This is a genomic window from Kitasatospora sp. NPDC048296 (assembly GCF_043201815.1).
In the GTDB taxonomy this organism is placed as follows: domain Bacteria; phylum Actinomycetota; class Actinomycetes; order Streptomycetales; family Streptomycetaceae; genus Kitasatospora.
In genome coordinates this window covers 249,126-264,789 of the sequence record NZ_JBICZB010000001.1, presented here as the reverse complement: position 1 = coordinate 264,789, position 15,664 = coordinate 249,126, and the positions used below count along the sequence as shown (strand labels likewise).

Here is a 15,664-nt window from a genome sequence, read left to right as displayed (position 1 = left end):
CGGGCGGCGACTGTTGCCGCTCCGGTTTCACGTGAAACACTGACCTCCATGCAGGACTCGGAGACCATCGACCAGATCGATGACACGCCCATCGCACGGGCCGCCCAGGCTGCGGTACAGGCGATCGGCCGAGCGGGAGAGGGGCTGCCCCGACCCGCCGGCACCCGGGTGATCGTGGTCGCCAACCAGAAGGGTGGGGTGGGCAAGACCACCACCACCGTGAACATGGCCGCCTCGCTGGCGATGCACGGACTGCGCGTCCTGGTGGTCGACCTCGACCCGCAGGGGAACGCCTCCACCGCCCTCGGCATCGACCACCACGCCGAGGTGCCCTCCATCTACGACGTGCTGGTCGAGGGCAAGCCCCTGGCCGACGTGGTCCAGCCGGTCGTGGACGTCGAGGGGCTGTTCTGCGTCCCCGCCACCATCGACCTGGCCGGCGCCGAGATCGAGCTGGTCTCGCTGGTGGCCCGGGAGAGCCGGCTGCAGCGCGCCATCGCCGCCTACGAGCAGCCACTGGACTACGTCCTGATCGACTGTCCGCCCTCACTGGGCCTGCTGACGGTCAACGCCCTGGTGGCCGGCCGGGAGGTGCTGATCCCGATCCAGTGCGAGTACTACGCGCTGGAGGGCCTCGGCCAGCTGCTGCGCAACGTCGAGCTGGTGCGCGCGCACCTCAACCCCGCGCTGCACGTCTCGACGATCCTGCTGACCATGTACGACGCCCGGACCAGGCTGGCCGCTCAGGTCGCCGAGGAGGTCCGGACCCACTTCCAGAACGAGGTGCTGAGCACGGCGATCCCGCGCTCGGTGCGCATCTCGGAGGCGCCCAGCTACGGGCAGACGGTGCTCACCTACGACCCGGGTTCGACCGGGGCGCTCTCGTACCTGGAGGCCGCCCGCGAGCTCGCGCTGCGTGCGGTGGGCATGGGCGGATCGCTGGTGGGCCAGCAGCGGGACGGCCAGCAGGGGCACGGTGCCCCGGTGGCACAGCACGGTACGACGGAGGGTAATCGGTGAGTGGTCGCAGCAGGGGTCTGGGAAAGGGGCTGGACGCGCTGTTCGGCGGGGCGACGCAGCCCGCGACGGCCGCGTCGCCGCCGCCCTTGGTGACGGCCGCCGGCGGGACGTCGCCGACCGAGGTTCCGACGCTGCCGGCCGACCGCAGCACGGTGGCGGCCCGGGTGGCCGCAGGTAAGCGGGCCATCGAGCAGCCGAAGCCGGCGCCGGGGGCCAGTGCCTTCTTCGCCGAGCTGCCGCTGGACTCGATCAAACCCAATCCGCGGCAGCCGCGCGAGTACTTCGCCGAGGAGAAGCTGGCCGAGCTGGTCGTCTCCATCAAGGAAGTGGGCCTGCTTCAGCCGGTCGTGGTGCGTCAGACCGGGCCGGAGAGCTTCGAGCTGATCATGGGCGAGCGCCGCTGGCGCGCCTCCCGGGAAGCCGGACTGAAGCTGATCCCGGCGATCGTCCGGGCCACCGAGGACGACAAGCTCCTGCTGGACGCCCTCCTGGAGAACCTGCACCGGGCCGAGCTGAACCCGCTGGAGGAAGCGGCCGCTTACGACCAGCTGCTACAGGACTTCTCCTGCACCCACGACGAGCTGGCGGACCGGATCGGCCGCTCGCGCTCGCACGTGACCAACACCCTGCGGCTGCTGAAGCTCCCGCCGGCCGTCCAGAGCCGGATCGCCGCCGGGGTGCTGTCCGCCGGCCACGCCAAGGCGCTGTGCAGCCTCACCGATCCGGAGAGCCAGGAGAAGCTGGCGGCCCGGATCAACCGCGAGGGCCTCTCGGTGCGGACCACCGAGGAGATCGTCAAGACGATGAACACGGAGGACAGGCCCAAGCGCCAGGCACCTCAGGCGGGCAAGCTGATCTCCCCGGCCTTCAACGACCTGGCGACCCGGCTCTCGGACCGCTTCGACACCCGGGTCAAGGTCGAGGTGTCGCAGCGCGGCGGCAAGCTGGGCAAGGGCAAGGTGGTGCTGGAGTTCGGCTCGGTGGAGGACCTCAACCGGATCCTGGACAGCATGGCTCCGGGCGAGGACGGTCTGCGGCTGTCGCAGGGCTGAGCCGGCCCAGGGCAACGACCCGATGGGTGCATGTTCCACGTGAGCGCTGTTTCACGTGAAACATGCACCCATCGGCGTTCGCAGGGGAATGCTCGACCGTGAAAGGGAGGAGGAGTACGGGCCATGGGACGCCGGATAGCTCCGCTGACGCTGGACAACCTCACGGATCTGCCGACCGGCTGCCGCTCCTGTGTGTTCTGGGAGCTGGACCCGGTGAGTGCGAAGGAGGCGGTTGAGTCCGGGAAGCCGGAGCTGGAGAAGGAGGGATGGATCTCCGCGGTGCTGCTGGAGTGGGGGTCCTGCGGCCGGATCGCCTACGTGGACGACCAGCCGGCCGGCTTCGTGCTCTACGCCCCGCCGGCCTACGTCCCCCGCTCGCAGTCCTTCCCGACCAGCCCGGTCTCGCCGGACGCCGTCCAGCTGATGGTCAGCCGAGTGCTGCCGGGCTACCAGCGGCAGGGGCTGGGCCGGGTGCTGGTGCAGACGGTGGCCAAGGACCTGCTCGGGCGCGGGGTGCGGGCGATCGAGGCCTTCGGCTCGGCGGGCCGGGTGCCGACCAGCTGCGTGCTGCCGGCCGACCACCTGCTGGCGGTGGGGTTCAAGACCGTACGACCGCACCACCGCTACCCGCGGCTGCGGCTGGAGGCACGGACCATGCTCTCCTGGCGGGGGGATGTGGAGGTGGCGCTGGAGCGGCTGCTCGGCGGCGGGCGCAAGGAGCCGGCGCTGCGGCCGTTCTGAGCGGCCGGTGCGAAGGCCGTAGGTGGAACGACGGCGGCGGGGGGGCCCCGGGGGGGGGGGCCCCCCCCCCGGGGGGGGGGGGGCCGGGGCCCCATGATAACGCCGGCCACCGCGCGCACCACCCCCGCCCAGGGGGGCGCCCCGCGGTGGGGGGGGCGTGGGCGTCGGGGGCGGGGGGGGGGGGGGGGGGGGGGGGGGCCCCGGGGGGGGGGGGGGCGCCGGGGGGGCCCCCCCCCCCCCCCCCGCCGTTCGGTCGGTGACCGGTGGACCTTAGATCAGGCCGTCCAGCTCGCGCAGCAGCGCGGCCTTCGGGCGCGCGCCGGTGATCTGCTTCACCGGCTGGCCGCCCTTGTAGAGGATCAGGGTCGGGATCGAGATGACGTTGTACTCGGCGGCGGTCACCTGGTTGGCGTCCACGTCGAGCTTGGCGACGGTCAGCTTGTCACCCTGCTCGGCCGCGATCTCCTCGAGGATCGGGGCGACCTGGCGGCACGGGCCGCACCAGGTGGCCCAGAAGTCGACCAGTACGGGCTTCTCGCTGTCCAGGACATCGGACTTGAACGTCGCGTCGGTGACGGTGGTGGTGGCGCCGGCCACGGGAACTCCTCGGGTTCGGACGGAGGGGGCTGCCAGGAGAACAACGGGAGGGCCGTTTCTGTTTCTGCCTGGCCGGGGCGGGGGTGTTCCACGTGGAACACCCCCGTGCGGATCGCTCGGTGGCGAGGGGGTCAGACCGCCACGGCGGCGGCCTTGGACTCCAGGTCGTCCAGCGCGGCGAGGTAGCGCTCGGCGTCCAGCGCGGCGGAGCAGCCGGTGCCGGAGGCGGTGATGGCCTGGCGGTAGGTGTGGTCCACGACGTCGCCGGCGCCGAACACGCCCTCGATGTTGGTCCGGGTCGAGGGGGACTCGACCTTGAGGTAGCCCTCGGCGTCGAGGTCCAGCTGGCCCTTGAACAGGTCCGTGCGCGGGTCGTGGCCGATCGCGATGAACAGGCCGGTGACGGCCAGCTCGCGGGTCTCGCCCGTGGTGGTGTCGCGCAGGGTGACGCCGGTCAGCTTCGGGTCGCCGTGGATGGCCTCGACCGCGCTGTCCCACTCGAAGCGGATCTTCGGGTCGGCGAAGGCGCGCTCCTGCATCGCCTTCGAGGCGCGCAGGGTGTCCCGGCGGTGGATGATCGTGACGCTCTTGGCGAAGCGGGAGAGGAAGGTCGCCTCCTCCAGGGCGGTGTCGCCGCCGCCGACCACCGCGATGTCCTGGTCGCGGAAGAAGAAGCCGTCGCAGGTCGCGCACCAGGAGACACCGCGGCCGGAGAGCTTGTCCTCGTTCGGCAGGCCCAGCTTGCGGTGCTGGGAGCCGGTGGTGACGATCACGGCGCGGGCCTTGTGCACATTGCCCTCGGAGTCGGTGACGGTCTTGATGTCACCGGTGAGGTCGACCGCGACGATGTCGTCGGGGATCAGCTCGGCGCCGAAGCGCTCGGCCTGCGCCCGCATGTTGTCCATCAGTTCGGGGCCCATGATCCCGTCCCGGAAGCCCGGGAAGTTCTCGACCTCGGTGGTGTTCATCAGCGCACCACCGGCGGTGACGGCCCCCTCGAAGACCAGCGGCTTGAGGGAGGCACGGGCCGTGTAGAGCGCAGCCGTGTACCCGGCCGGGCCGGAACCGATGATGATCACGTTACGGACGTCGCTCACTGCTTCTCCTGGTTCGCATCGCGACCCGCGTTTGCTGCGGGGAGGGCGGTCCTGCTCCGCCGCCCGGGACAACGACTGACCAGTCTCTCGCATTCCCAGGCCGATCAGTACCATGCGCCCGGAGTGTGGGAGCGGCGTGGCGTCCTGGTCGTCGATCGCATGGGAACGGTCCCGCGACGGCTGGGAACGCCTGGTCAGCCCTTGGGGACGGTCCGCTGCAGCACGATCGGGCCGCAGTCGGGGGAGCGCAGGTAGACGTCCACGAACCCGGGTCGGCCGGGGGCCGGGTAGACCAGGACCTCGACCGGGGCGCCCTGGAAACTGCCCCGGTCGGTGGCCAGCGGGGTGCCGGCGGCGGGGGCCGGACAGGGGGCCGGGGTGTTGAGCTCCGGCCGGAGGCCCTCGGCGGGTGCCGCGGCGTCGGACTTGGCGGGCCCGGTGGCGCGCAGCCCGGGAGCGGTGCCGGAGCGGGCCAGCAGCTGCTGCACCTGGGCGGTGAGTTGGTCCTCCCGGTAGACGGTGACCGGACCGGTGCTGCGGGGGGTGCGGGCGCTCTGGTCGGTGGCGGAGGTGCCCGCCGGGGCGCCCGCGGCGACCGAGGGGCGGTCGGCCGGGTCGGAGGAGTTCAGCAGCAGTGCCCCGCCGAGCCCGAGGGCGGCCAGTACGGCGGTCGCGCCGAGGAGCAGACCGGCCCGCCGCCGACGCGGGCGAGGGCGGCCGGGCCCGGTGGCGGAGACGGGGCGGGACGGGGGCGCGGAGGGCGCTGCTGCGGCCCGTACGGGCGGGGCCGGGGTGACCGTCCGGCGGTCCGTTCCGGCGGCCTCCTGGGGGCGGTCGGCGGCCTCGGCGTGGGCGGCCTCGGCCAGGGCGGCGTCCAGCCGGGCGGCGACGTCGGCGGGCATCGGCTCGGGCTCGACGGCACCGAGCAGCGCCTGCACCTCGGCCAGCGCGTCGACGGTCTCCCTGCACTCGGCGCAGCCGTCCAGGTGCCGGCGCAGCGCCTCCGCGGTCTCGGCGGTCTCGGCGGGCTCGATCAGGCCCTCGGCGAGGTCGGCGAGCTCCTCGACGGAGGGGTGGGCGTCGGCGGGTTCGGAGGAGGAGAGGGGGGCGGTCGTCATCGCGTGCTCGCATCTCCTTCCAGCATCGTCCGGCCGGTGCTCGGGCCTGTCCCTGTGACGGTGCGGGGGCCCGACGGGTTCCCCGGGGTGCCCCGGCGTGACGGCGGGGCCGCGCCGGGGGCGCTCGGTGTCTCTCGTACGGGTGCCCCGCGTCCCGGCGTTCCGCGCGCCGGTGTTCCACGTGGAACACCGGACCCGTCGTCCGCCTCGCGCAGGTGCCGGACCAGCGGCAGCAGTCGGGCCCGGCCGCGCGCGCAGCGGCTCTTCACCGTGCCCACCGGGACGCCCAGCAGCTCGGCGGCCTCGGCGACCGGGTAGCCCTGCATGTCGACCAGGACCAGTGCGGCCCGCTGCTCGGGGGGCAGCTCGGCGAGCGCCGCGGTCAGCTCCCGGTGCACCTCGGCCCGGACCACCGGGGAGTCGGCCGGTTCGGCGGAGCCGACCAGGGTGTCCAGCCGCTGGGGGTCGTCGTCCAGCGGGGTGGTGCGGCGGGTGGCCCTGCGCCGGGCGCGGTCCAGGCAGGCGTTGACCACGATCCGGTGCAGCCAGGTGGTGACCGCCGAGCGTCCCTGGAAGCCGGCGGCGGCCCGGAAGGCGGAGACCAGGGCGTCCTGGAGGGCGTCCGCGGCCTCCTCGCGGTCGCCGAGGGTGCGCAGGGCGACCGCCCAGAGCCGGTCGCGGTGGCGGTTCACCAGGAGGCCGAAGGCCTCCCGGTCACCGGCGACGTGCCGGGCGAGCAGTGTCGCGTCGTCGTCCGCCACTGTCACCCCTCTGCCTTCGCGCCGGTCGACTCACGGCTGTGCGGTCAGCCGGAGACCTTGACCTCGGCGATCCCGCTACGGTACTGGCCGTCCGCGTCCTTCGGTAGAGCGGTCAGCCAGATCATGAGGAACCGCGTGTCGGCCGGCTTGTCGAGGGTGTAGGTGACCGTGGTGCCGGACTGCTTCTGGGCCACTACGGTGAAGTCGCCGAGCGGGGCCTTCTGTACGTTCGCGTCGGTGGTCGGGGAGTTCGGGATCCGGATGTCCGCCGTGGTGGTGGCGACGAACTGGACGGTCACCGAGCTGACGGACTGCGACGAGCCGAGGTCGATCAGCAGGCCGGTGCCGTCCTTGTAACCGCCAGGGGCGAACTGGTCGTTGTAGCCGAAGGTCGGCCAGGCCGTGTTCGGGTCCCCGTCGATGGCCTTGGGCAGGGCCCAGGCGGATTCCGGGTCGCCCTTCGGGTGGTAGGACAGGGCGGCTTTGGGCTGGATCGGCACCGGGGTGTGCGCCGTCGGTTGCGCGCTCGGCGCGGTGGTGCTGACCGAGGGCTGAGGGGTGGCGACGGTCTGACCGGGGGTGTTGCGCAGGCTGCCGACGAACTGCCAGGACGCGACGCCGATCGCGCCCAGCGCGATCGTCCAGGCGGTGGCCTTGACCACCCGGCGCAGCCGCCGCTTGGTGCGCCGGGAGGCGGTCGGCCGGGAGGAGGGCGGCAGCGGGGAGACCGTCGTGTCGGCCACCCGGGTCGGGTTGGGCGCGGTGGGCAGCGCATGGGTGTTGTGCCGGGGAGGGGCCTGGAAGGCGGGCAGCTCCGGTTCGGGCTGGCGGATCTTGGGCAGCCGGGCGATCGCCCGGACCAGCTCCTCCGGGGTGGTGATCGGCTCGGCGTGGTGCGGCGGGTGGTCGAACAGGGCCCGCGCGGCGAGCTCGGACAGGCCCTTGTGGACGCCCGCGCGGACCTGGTCCGGTGCGGCGTTCTGCAGGCCCTTCGGCAGCCCCTGGAGGTCGTAGCGGTCCTCGGGGTACGGCCAGCGGTGGGTGAGCGCGGTGAACAGCAGTGCGCCGATCGCACGGGTGTCGGTGCGCTGGGCGTCCTCGTCGGAGTCCTCGGCGGGCAGCCCGCGCAGGGCGGCGTCCACCGCGATGCCGTTGATCCGGTACTGGCCGCTGTCGGTGCGCAGCACGCAGCGCGGGGTGAGCCGCAGGTGGGCCTGGCCGCGGCGGTGGGCGGCGGCGACCGCGTCGGCGACCTGGCGGACCATCTGGTACGCCTCGTGCGGCTCCATCGGGCCGTTGACGAGCAGCTTGGCGAGGTCGGAGGCGCGCGGCAGCCACTCCCGCACGACGTAGACCAGCTCGCCCTCCTGGACGGCGTCCAGGACCTGTACGAAGCGCGGGTCGCCGAGCAGGGCGGCGGACTTGGCGGCGGCCAGCACCTTGCGGGCGCGCTGGTGGCCGGAGGCCATCAGGTGGACACCGACGGCCCGGCGCAGCTTCTCGTCGACGGCGCGCCAGCTGCTGAAGGTCTCGGTCTGGGAGATGCACTCCTCCAGCCGGTACCGGTGGCCGATCATGTCGCCGCTGTGCCGCATCGGCGCCGGGAGGGTGCGCGGGAGGGTGGCGGTGTCGCGCGGGTCGACCGTGGGCTGCGGGTCGGTGGGACGGCGCTTGGCGGCGGCCGGCTCCGGGGCGGGGGCGGGCTTCTTCGGGGCGGAGCCGGCGGCCAGTTCGGCGGCGATCTCCTGGACCGAGAGCGGTGCGGTGATCTCCGAGGTCTCCTCGCTGACGGAGGCCTCCGGTCGGGGCTCCGCGGGAGTGTCCGCGTCGTCGGCCGCGGGGGACTCTTCGGCCTCGGCGGCCGCCTCGGCGGCCGCCTCGTCGTCGGTCTCGTCGTCGGCCTCGGGGGCGTCCGCGGAGGGTGCGTCGGCGGAGGGTGCGTCGGCGGCGTCCGCCGGGGCGGCCTTCCCGCTCCCGAGCTCGTCGATCGCCGCGGCCAGCGCGGCCTCGTTTGCCGCCGCGTCAGCTGCTGACGTGTCGACGACCGCCTTGGTGCCATCAGCCACCGTGGTCCTGCCTCCCCTTGTGTCGCCCCGGCTTGAGAGAGTCGCTGGAGCCCGCGGATTGGCCGTCCTGTGCTCCAGGACAATTGTGCCCACTCTTCTCCACCGGGTACGACCGCTGAAAGGTCCGCTCGGTTGCGTAGGGGTGGAGAGATGTGGTGCAGATCCGACACCGGGCCGCCACCTTGTGGGCCCGGGGGCGCCCGGTACGGGTGGCGGCACAGCATTCGGCCGGACGGGCGGAGGCGGTGGTCGCCCCGGTTGACGCCCGGTCAGGGCGCCCGCTCGTCCGGCCGGTTGACGCGGTGGTCAGCGGCCCAGTCGGCCTCGGACCATGCCCAGCATGGCGTTCATCTCCTCGATCCGCAGGCGCTTCGCGATGAACACAAACACCAGCATCTGGAGGCCGCCGCCCAGGACCACCGACAGCACGCTGCCCACCCAGCCGGCGAGCACCTGCTGGACCGCCAGGCTGACGCCGAGGCCGACCACCGCGGCCGGGACGCAGGCGGCGGCCAGCCGGCTGTAGGTCTTGCCGATCCGCTTGGTGTCCAGCCCGCCGATCTTCTTCTTCAGCTTCGGCACCGCGACCGTCACTCCGACGGCGTAGGCGAGGCCGTAGCCGAAGGCCATTCCGGTCACGGTCCACTGCGGGGGCAGCGCGACCCAGCAGATCAGCGAGAAGCCGGCCTGGCAGGCGGCCACCCAGACGGTGTTGGAGAACGGCGTCCGGGTGTCCTCGTAGGCGTAGAAGCCGCGCAGCATCACGTACTGGGCCGAGTACGGGATCAGCCCGAGCGCGAAGGCCGAGAGCATCAGACCGACGTTGGTCGCGTTGTCCAGGGCCGTGCTGCCGCCGCCGACCGCGTAGATCGAGCGGCCGATCGCCGGGCCGAGCGCCAGGAACAGGAAGGCCGCAGGGACGACCGCCACCGCGGTGGTGCGCAGTCCGTACGACAGGTCGTCCCGGACGGCGCCGGCGTCCTCGTCGGCCGCCGCCCGGGAGAGCCGGGGGAGCACCGCGCTCATGATCGAGACGGTGATGACGGCCTGCGGGAGCTGCCAGATCAGCAGGGCGTTGGAGAAGGCCGACAGGCCGACACCGCCGTGACCGCCCTGTTCGGCGGCGCTGCCGGCGGCGGTGGCCAGCTGGGTGATGACCAGGTAGCCGGCCTGGTTGGCGAGCACGAAGAAGAAGGTCCACTTGGCCAGCCGGGCCGCCTTGCCGAGGCCGTGGCCGCGCCAGTCGAAGCGCGGACGGAAGTGGAAGTCCGCGGCCCGCAGGTACGGGATCATCGCCAGCGACTGGACCACCAGGCCGAGCAAGGTGCCCAGGCCGAGCAGCCGGACGCCCTCCGGGGAGATGTTCTCCGGGGTGACCTGGGTGCCGTTGTAGCCGCCGTAGACCCAGATGTACGCGCCGAAGGTGAAGATCACCACGATGTTGTTGAGGACCGGGGTCCACATCATCGCGCCGAACCGGCCGCGGGCGTTCAGGATCTGGCCCATCACCACATGGACGCCCATGAAGAAGATGGTCGGCAGGCAGTACCGGGCCAGCGCCACCGTGGTGTCGGCGCGGGCCGGGTTCGACATCATCGGGTGCGAGATCAGCTGGACCAGCAGGGGCGCCCCGAGCACCGCAAGGAACACCACGCCGCCGAGCCCGACCATCACCAGGGTGAGCAGCCGGCTGGCGTAGGCGGTGCCGCCGTCCTCGTCGTTCTTCATGCTGCGCACCAACTGCGGCACGAAGACCGCGTTCAGCGCGCCGCCGCCGATCAGGATGTACAGCAGGGTCGGCAGGGTGTTCGCCGCGTTGTACGAGTCACCCATGACCGCGATGCCGATCGCACCGGCGATCACCATCGTCCGCAGGAAGCCGGTGCCCCGGGAGACCAGGGTGCCGGCCGCCATGATCGCGCTGGAGTTCAGCAGGCTGGCGACCTTGCCGCCACCCCCGCCGGAGGCCGGGGCCGGCTCGGCGGCCTGCTCCTGCGGCTGCGCGGCGTGCTCCTCGGCGAGGTCCGCCAGCGGCTCAACCGCCGGGGGCACCGCCACGGCGGCCACCTGCATGGTGGCCTCCTCCTCGAAGAGCGGCGGGTCGAACTCGATCGGCGGCACGAAGGGGCGCTGCCCGTCCGGGCCGCCGTACTGCGGCTGCCCCGGGTAGCCGCCCGTGGGCGGGAACGGAGCGGGGGCGGCCGGCGGGACCGGCGCGGCCGGGAACGGCGCGGCCGGGGGCACGGGCGCGGTCGGCTGGGCCGGGGCGGGCTGGGGCACCGGCGGCGGGCCCGCGGGCTCCGCCTGGTGGCCGCCGAACAGCGCGTCCACCCCGACGTACTCGGTGGTCTCGCTGTCCCAGGCCGAGTGCGCCGGGCCGGGCGCCCACTGCGGCTGGGGCTGCTCGGCGCCGCCCCACTGGCCGCCCGCCGGGGCCGGCGGCTGCTGCTGCGGCCAGGCGGTCTGCGCCGGGGTGTCCCAGCCGGGCTGCGTCGGCGGCACCGGGGGTGAGAACGGGGTCGGCGACGAGAACTGGGCCGGCGGCACCGGCGTCGGGTAGCCGCCGCCCTGCGGCGGCAGCTGCGGCGGCACGTCGTACGCGGTGACCGGCGGCTGCGGGGCCGCGGGCTGCCCGGCCCGCAGGCCGTACGGGTCCTGGTCGTCCTGCGGGGTCCCGTACGCGTCGCCCGCGTACGGGTCCTGGGCATAGGTGTCGGCCACGTACCAGTCGCCGGACGGCGACTCGGCGCCCGGCCGGCTCTCACCGCGGCCAGGCGGCCGCTCCTCGCTGCGCCCGGTCATGTCACCTCTTCGCTGTCGTGGGGGGAGGCCGGCCCGGCGTTACGGGGGGTCGGCGGTATCAAGGACCAACCTTCTCATCACTGGCGGTCCGATCCCGGCCATCCGGGCTGCTGGCGCGTGGTGTCTGCGCGGGACCGTCACCGGCGGAGTCGTCCGCCGGGCCCTCTTCCGGGCCCTCCTCCGGGGCCTCCGGCTCCGCTTCGGCGGCGTCCCCGGTGCCGTCCGTCGCGGGGCCGTCCCCGACCGGCTGGTCGCCGTCCTGGTGGGGCTGCCCGCCGCGGCGCTTGCGCTGGCGGACGAAGCGCAGTGCGGCCAGCAGCAGCAGGACGCCGGCGCCGGCGAAGACGTACAGCACCCCGTTGGTCACCGAGGTGACCTCGACCCGGAACGTCTTGGCCTCGCCGTACTTCTGCGGGTTGGGGCCGGTGGTGTACAGCTGGGCGGTCATGGTGACCGGGCCGTTGTTGCGCGCCTCGGCCGGGAAGCGCAGGGTGACGCTCTGCGAGGCCGGGATGACCAGGTCCTCCGCCTTGCCCACCCACACCCTGTTCTGCTGGTTCGAGCTGAGCACCAGCTTCAGGTTGGTGACCGTCTGGGTGAGGTCGTTCTTCACGCTGACCTGCAGCAGGCCGGTGTTCCCGGCCAGGGTGACCACCTTCTTGTCCGGCACCTTGACGGCGCCGGTGAGGTCGTCCAGGTACTTCTTGACACTGTCGCGGTAGGTGCTGCCGGCCGGGCCCTGGGGCCGCCACTCGGTGGAGAGCGAGCGGACCATGGCGGCGCTGAACGGGCCGCGCACCCGCTGCGGCAGGGTGAGCACCCGCATCAGGATGTCCAGCTTCTGCTGGATCTCGTCGGTGGTGCTCAGGTCGGCGGCCGACAGCTCGGTGGCCCGGGCCTGGGTCGGGTAGTCGGCGGGCGAGGGGACGGCGGTGTTGGCCTTCGGGTCCGGTGCGGACTGGGCGAGCGTGTCCAGCTTCACCGGGGTCAGCCACTTGTCGGTCGCCGTCTGCAGCGCGCCGGCCAGCACCTTGGCGGTGGCGGCGGACAGCTCGCGCGGCGGCATGACCAGCAGTCCGCGCTGGTTCTGCGGCTGCTCGTGGGTGATCGTGTAGGTCTCGGCCAGGAAGCGCTGGGTCGCCTCGGTCTGGTCCTTGGGGCTGGTCAGGTCCTTCTGGAGGAGCGAGGAGACCGTGTCGTCGGCGACCAGGGCGTTCTGTCCGTTGCCGATCGGGCGCACCGCGGTCGGGGTGTAGTTCACCGAGTCCGGCTCCGGCATGCTCGCGCCGTTGACCAGCACCAGCCCGTCGCCGGCCTGCCGGGCGATGCCGGCGATCTGCTGGTCGAGGTAGCCCTGGTAGGGCCAGGCGACGTCCGAGCGGGTGTCCACGGACAGCCGGCCCTCGACGGTCAGCCGGCCGGCGGTGGCCGCCTTGTTCAGGGCGGTGCCCATCCCGGTCAGGTCGGCGCCGTTGTGCGCGATCGAGGCGAGGTCCGGGTCGGCGTACGGCAGCGCGACCACCTGGCTGCCCTGCTTGGCGACAGCCGCGCGCAGCTTGTCCAGCCAGGCCGTGGCGGCGGTCGAGCCGGTGCCCGGGACGGTGTTGTCGTCCCTGGCCGGCTTGCCCGGATCCGTGCCCGGCTTCTGCACCCGGTACTGCTTGTTGGTCATCGCGAACGCGGCGTCCAGCAGGTCCGGGTCGACCACCCAGGTCAGGCTGGACAGCTTGGAGCCGGTGTCCACCAGCTCGTACAGCCGGCCGCCCGGCGCGAACTCGGCGGCCAGGCTGTCGTCGCGCAGCACCGGGACGGTCTGCTCGTTGTCGGAGACGGTCTGCGCGGCCAGCACCGGGGCGTGCACCAGCGGCCAGAGCGTGGTGATCTTCGTCGGCTGGGCCTCGGTGCCGCCCTGGCTGTACGGCAGGAAGCTGCGGGCGATGCCCAGGGCCCGGTCGCGCGGGTTGTCGGCGGTCGCGCCCCAGGCGTCCACCGCGAGCTCGTAGACGCCGCTGTCGGACAGCCCGAGGTCGCTCACCGCGACGCTCAGGGTGTACGGCTGGCTCTGGCCCGGGTTCAGCTCCGGCAGGGCGTACTGCGGGCTGTCCAGCTCCACGCCGTCGGCGCTGCCGGGCGCGTTGCGGGTGGCCACCAGCTGCAGCTCGCTGCGCCGCTGCAGCGGCTTGCTGGAGGCCGGCCTGCGGATCGCCGCGTGGGCGCCCTTGAGCGCCGACTTGCCGGCGTTGGTGACGTGCCCGCTGATGCTCACGGTGCCGTTCGGGGCGGCGACCTGCGGGGCCACCGTCTCGATGGTCAGCGCCACCGGGTACTCCGCGGTGGTCGTGGCGTCGGCCGCCGGGCGGATGTCGCCGCCGGTCGGCAGCGCCACGGCCGGGGCGGCCGTGAACAGGGTCAGGGCGGCCGCGCAGGCGGCGGCGAAGCGGCGGGCGCGGTGGCCCCGGCTCCGTCCGTCGGTGGCGCGTTCCGCGGGACGTTCGGCGGGGCCCGCGGCCCGTCCAGGCTGTCGGTGCGCCCCCAGGCCCGAGTGCCGTGCCGGCTCACTCACTCGCTTCGCCCTCGCCGTTCTCGATCGATCGCTCGCTGCTGATGCTGATGCTGTCCGCCCGGCGCTGCCGCCGGACGTTCCCCGCTCGACGTTCTTCGCCTGACGCCGTTCGCCGCACTGCTGCCGCGGAGGGTTCCGTCGGCGGTGGCGGCACGCGACACCGCATCCCCGGTTCCGGTGCGCGAGACTCGTCCACCGGCATGGTAACGATCCAGCCAGGCGTGCAGTGTTGCGGGCTGTGGGGTGAGACGCCCAAAACGCGCGGGCGGTTGACCTGTCGGGGCACGTACCCTTGTGAGCCGTGTCCACTGCCAATGAGCCCAACGCGCGCACCGATCGTTCCAGCACCGCCGTCCAGGTCGTCCCAGGCCTGAGCGAGGCCCAGACCCTGGGGCTGCAAGAGCTGCTGCGGGTGTCGCCGGTCGCCGACGAGATCGCCCGCCGGTTCCAGGCGGCCGGTCACCGGCTTGCGCTGGTCGGCGGCTCGGTGCGGGACGCGCTGCTCGGCCGGCTCGGCAACGACCTGGACTTCACCACCGACGCCCGCCCGCAGCAGGTGCTCAAGCTGGTCAAGGGCTGGGCGGACGCGGTCTGGGACGTCGGCATCGCCTTCGGCACGGTCGGCGCCCGCAAGGACACCGCCGAGGGCTCCTTCCTGATCGAGATCACCACCTACCGCTCCGAGGCCTACGACCGCACCTCGCGCAAGCCCGAGGTGACCTACGGCGACACCATCGAGGAGGACCTGGTCCGCCGGGACTTCACGGTCAACGCGATGGCCGTCGACCTGCCCGGTCGCGGCTTCGTCGACCCGCACCACGGCCTGGACGACCTGGAGGCCCGGGTGCTGCGCACCCCCGCCACCCCCGAGGAGTCCTTCTCCGACGACCCGCTGCGGATGATGCGGGCCGCCCGCTTCGCCGCCCAGCTGGACTTCGACCCGGCGCCCGAGGTGGTCGCCGCGATGACGGAGATGGCCGAGCGGATCGCCATCGTCTCGGCCGAGCGGGTCCAGGCCGAGCTGAACAAGCTGCTGCTGGCCAAGTACCCGGTGAAGGGCCTGCGGCTGCTGGTCGACACCGGGCTGGCCGGGTACGTGCTGCCGGAGCTGCCCGCGCTGCGGCTGGAGCGTGACGAGCACCACCGGCACAAGGACGTCTACGAGCACTCGCTGACCGTCCTGGAGCAGGCCATCGCCCTGGAGCAGGACGGCCCGGACCTCGCCCTGCGGCTGGCCGCGCTGCTGCACGACATCGGCAAGCCGCGCACCCGCCGCTTCGAGCTGGACGGCCGGGTCTCCTTCCACCACCACGAGGTGGTCGGCGCCAAGATGACCCGCAAGCGGATGCGCGAGCTGAAGTACTCCAAGGAGCTCACCGAGGACGTCTCGCGCCTGGTCGAGCTGCACCTGCGCTTCCACGGCTACGGCGGCGGCGAGTGGACCGACTCCGCGGTGCGCCGTTACGTGACCGACGCCGGGCCGCTGCTGGAGCGACTGCACAAGCTGACCCGCTCGGACTGCACCACCCGCAACCGCAAGAAGGCCGCCGCGCTGTCGCGCACCTACGACGGCCTGGAACAGCGGATCTCCGAGCTGAAGGCGCAGGAGGAGCTGGACGCCGTCCGCCCGGCGCTGGACGGCAACCAGATCATGGAGCTGCTCGGCGTCAAGCCCGGTCCGCTGGTCGGCAAGGCGTACAAGCACATGCTCGAACTGCGGCTGGAGCACGGCCCGATGGAGCACGACGAGGCGGTCGCGGCGCTGCGGGCCTGGTGGGCCGAGCAGCAGGGCTGACGTCCGGTCACGACGCGAGGGGTGGTCCCGGCACTCGGCCGGGGCCACCCCT

The 15,664-nt window shown here is 73.2% G+C and carries 11 protein-coding genes; 4 read left to right on the top strand and 7 right to left on the bottom strand.

Annotated elements, in window-relative coordinates:
- Positions 1–75 precede the first annotated feature (75 nt).
- From ACGF12_RS01225 to ACGF12_RS01215, 3 genes are all read left to right on the top strand, one after another.
- The gene (locus ACGF12_RS01225) at positions 76–1,020 is read left to right on the top strand and encodes a ParA family protein (protein WP_393023937.1); all 945 of its coding nucleotides are present in this window, start codon (positions 76–78) and stop codon (positions 1,018–1,020) included.
- Positions 1,017–2,072, top strand: a complete 1,056-nt coding sequence (locus ACGF12_RS01220) for a ParB/RepB/Spo0J family partition protein (protein WP_393023683.1) — start codon at positions 1,017–1,019, stop codon at positions 2,070–2,072. The genes ACGF12_RS01225 and ACGF12_RS01220 overlap by 4 nt, the downstream gene beginning before the upstream one ends.
- Before the next feature lie 123 nt (positions 2,073–2,195).
- Entirely contained in the window at positions 2,196–2,813 is a 618-nt protein-coding gene (locus ACGF12_RS01215; RefSeq protein ID WP_393023680.1) for a GNAT family N-acetyltransferase, read from the top strand.
- 270 nt (positions 2,814–3,083) lie between these two features.
- Here ACGF12_RS01215 and trxA read toward each other — a convergent pair whose 3' ends face one another.
- The 7 genes from trxA to ACGF12_RS01180 form a co-directional block, all read right to left on the bottom strand.
- Complete coding sequence (gene trxA, locus ACGF12_RS01210) at positions 3,084–3,410, bottom strand: thioredoxin (RefSeq protein ID WP_393023677.1); 327 nt, start codon at positions 3,408–3,410, stop codon at positions 3,084–3,086.
- Between the two features lie 131 nt (positions 3,411–3,541).
- Entirely contained in the window at positions 3,542–4,507 is a 966-nt protein-coding gene (gene trxB / locus ACGF12_RS01205; protein ID WP_380608871.1) for a thioredoxin-disulfide reductase, read from the bottom strand.
- 194 nt (positions 4,508–4,701) lie between these two features.
- Positions 4,702–5,625 carry a hypothetical protein gene (locus tag ACGF12_RS01200; RefSeq protein ID WP_393023673.1) on the bottom strand — a complete coding sequence of 308 codons (924 nt, stop codon included), beginning with the start codon at positions 5,623–5,625 and terminating at the stop codon, positions 4,702–4,704.
- Positions 5,622–6,392, bottom strand: a complete 771-nt coding sequence (gene sigM, locus ACGF12_RS01195) for an RNA polymerase sigma factor SigM (protein ID WP_393023670.1) — start codon at positions 6,390–6,392, stop codon at positions 5,622–5,624. The genes ACGF12_RS01200 and sigM overlap by 4 nt, the downstream gene beginning before the upstream one ends.
- 38 nt (positions 6,393–6,430) lie before the next feature.
- Positions 6,431–8,452, bottom strand: a complete 2,022-nt coding sequence (locus tag ACGF12_RS01190) for a serine/threonine protein kinase (RefSeq protein ID WP_393023667.1) — start codon at positions 8,450–8,452, stop codon at positions 6,431–6,433.
- A gap of 306 nt (positions 8,453–8,758) precedes the next feature.
- Complete coding sequence (gene murJ, locus ACGF12_RS01185) at positions 8,759–11,254, bottom strand: murein biosynthesis integral membrane protein MurJ (RefSeq protein ID WP_393023664.1); 2,496 nt, start codon at positions 11,252–11,254, stop codon at positions 8,759–8,761.
- A gap of 58 nt (positions 11,255–11,312) precedes the next feature.
- On the bottom strand, positions 11,313–13,817 hold the full coding sequence (locus ACGF12_RS01180; protein ID WP_393023662.1) for a DUF6049 family protein: 2,505 nt from the start codon (positions 13,815–13,817) through the stop codon (positions 11,313–11,315).
- Positions 13,818–14,118: 301 nt separating this feature from the next.
- On the opposite strand from ACGF12_RS01180, the gene ACGF12_RS01175 reads away from it, so the two are divergent.
- On the top strand, positions 14,119–15,612 hold the full coding sequence (locus ACGF12_RS01175; RefSeq protein WP_393023659.1) for a CCA tRNA nucleotidyltransferase: 1,494 nt from the start codon (positions 14,119–14,121) through the stop codon (positions 15,610–15,612).
- Positions 15,613–15,664: the final 52 nt, after the last annotated feature.

Bases quoted from the DNA above. Each gene is read 5' to 3' on its own strand.
- murJ (WP_393023664.1), bottom strand. From the start codon at position 11,254: ATGACCGGGCGCAGCGAGGAGCGGCCGCCTGGCCGCGGTGAGAGCCGG.
- ACGF12_RS01215 (WP_393023680.1), top strand. From the start codon at position 2,196: ATGGGACGCCGGATAGCTCCGCTGACGCTGGACAACCTCACGGATCTG.
- ACGF12_RS01200 (WP_393023673.1), bottom strand. From the start codon at position 5,625: ATGACGACCGCCCCCCTCTCCTCCTCCGAACCCGCCGACGCCCACCCC.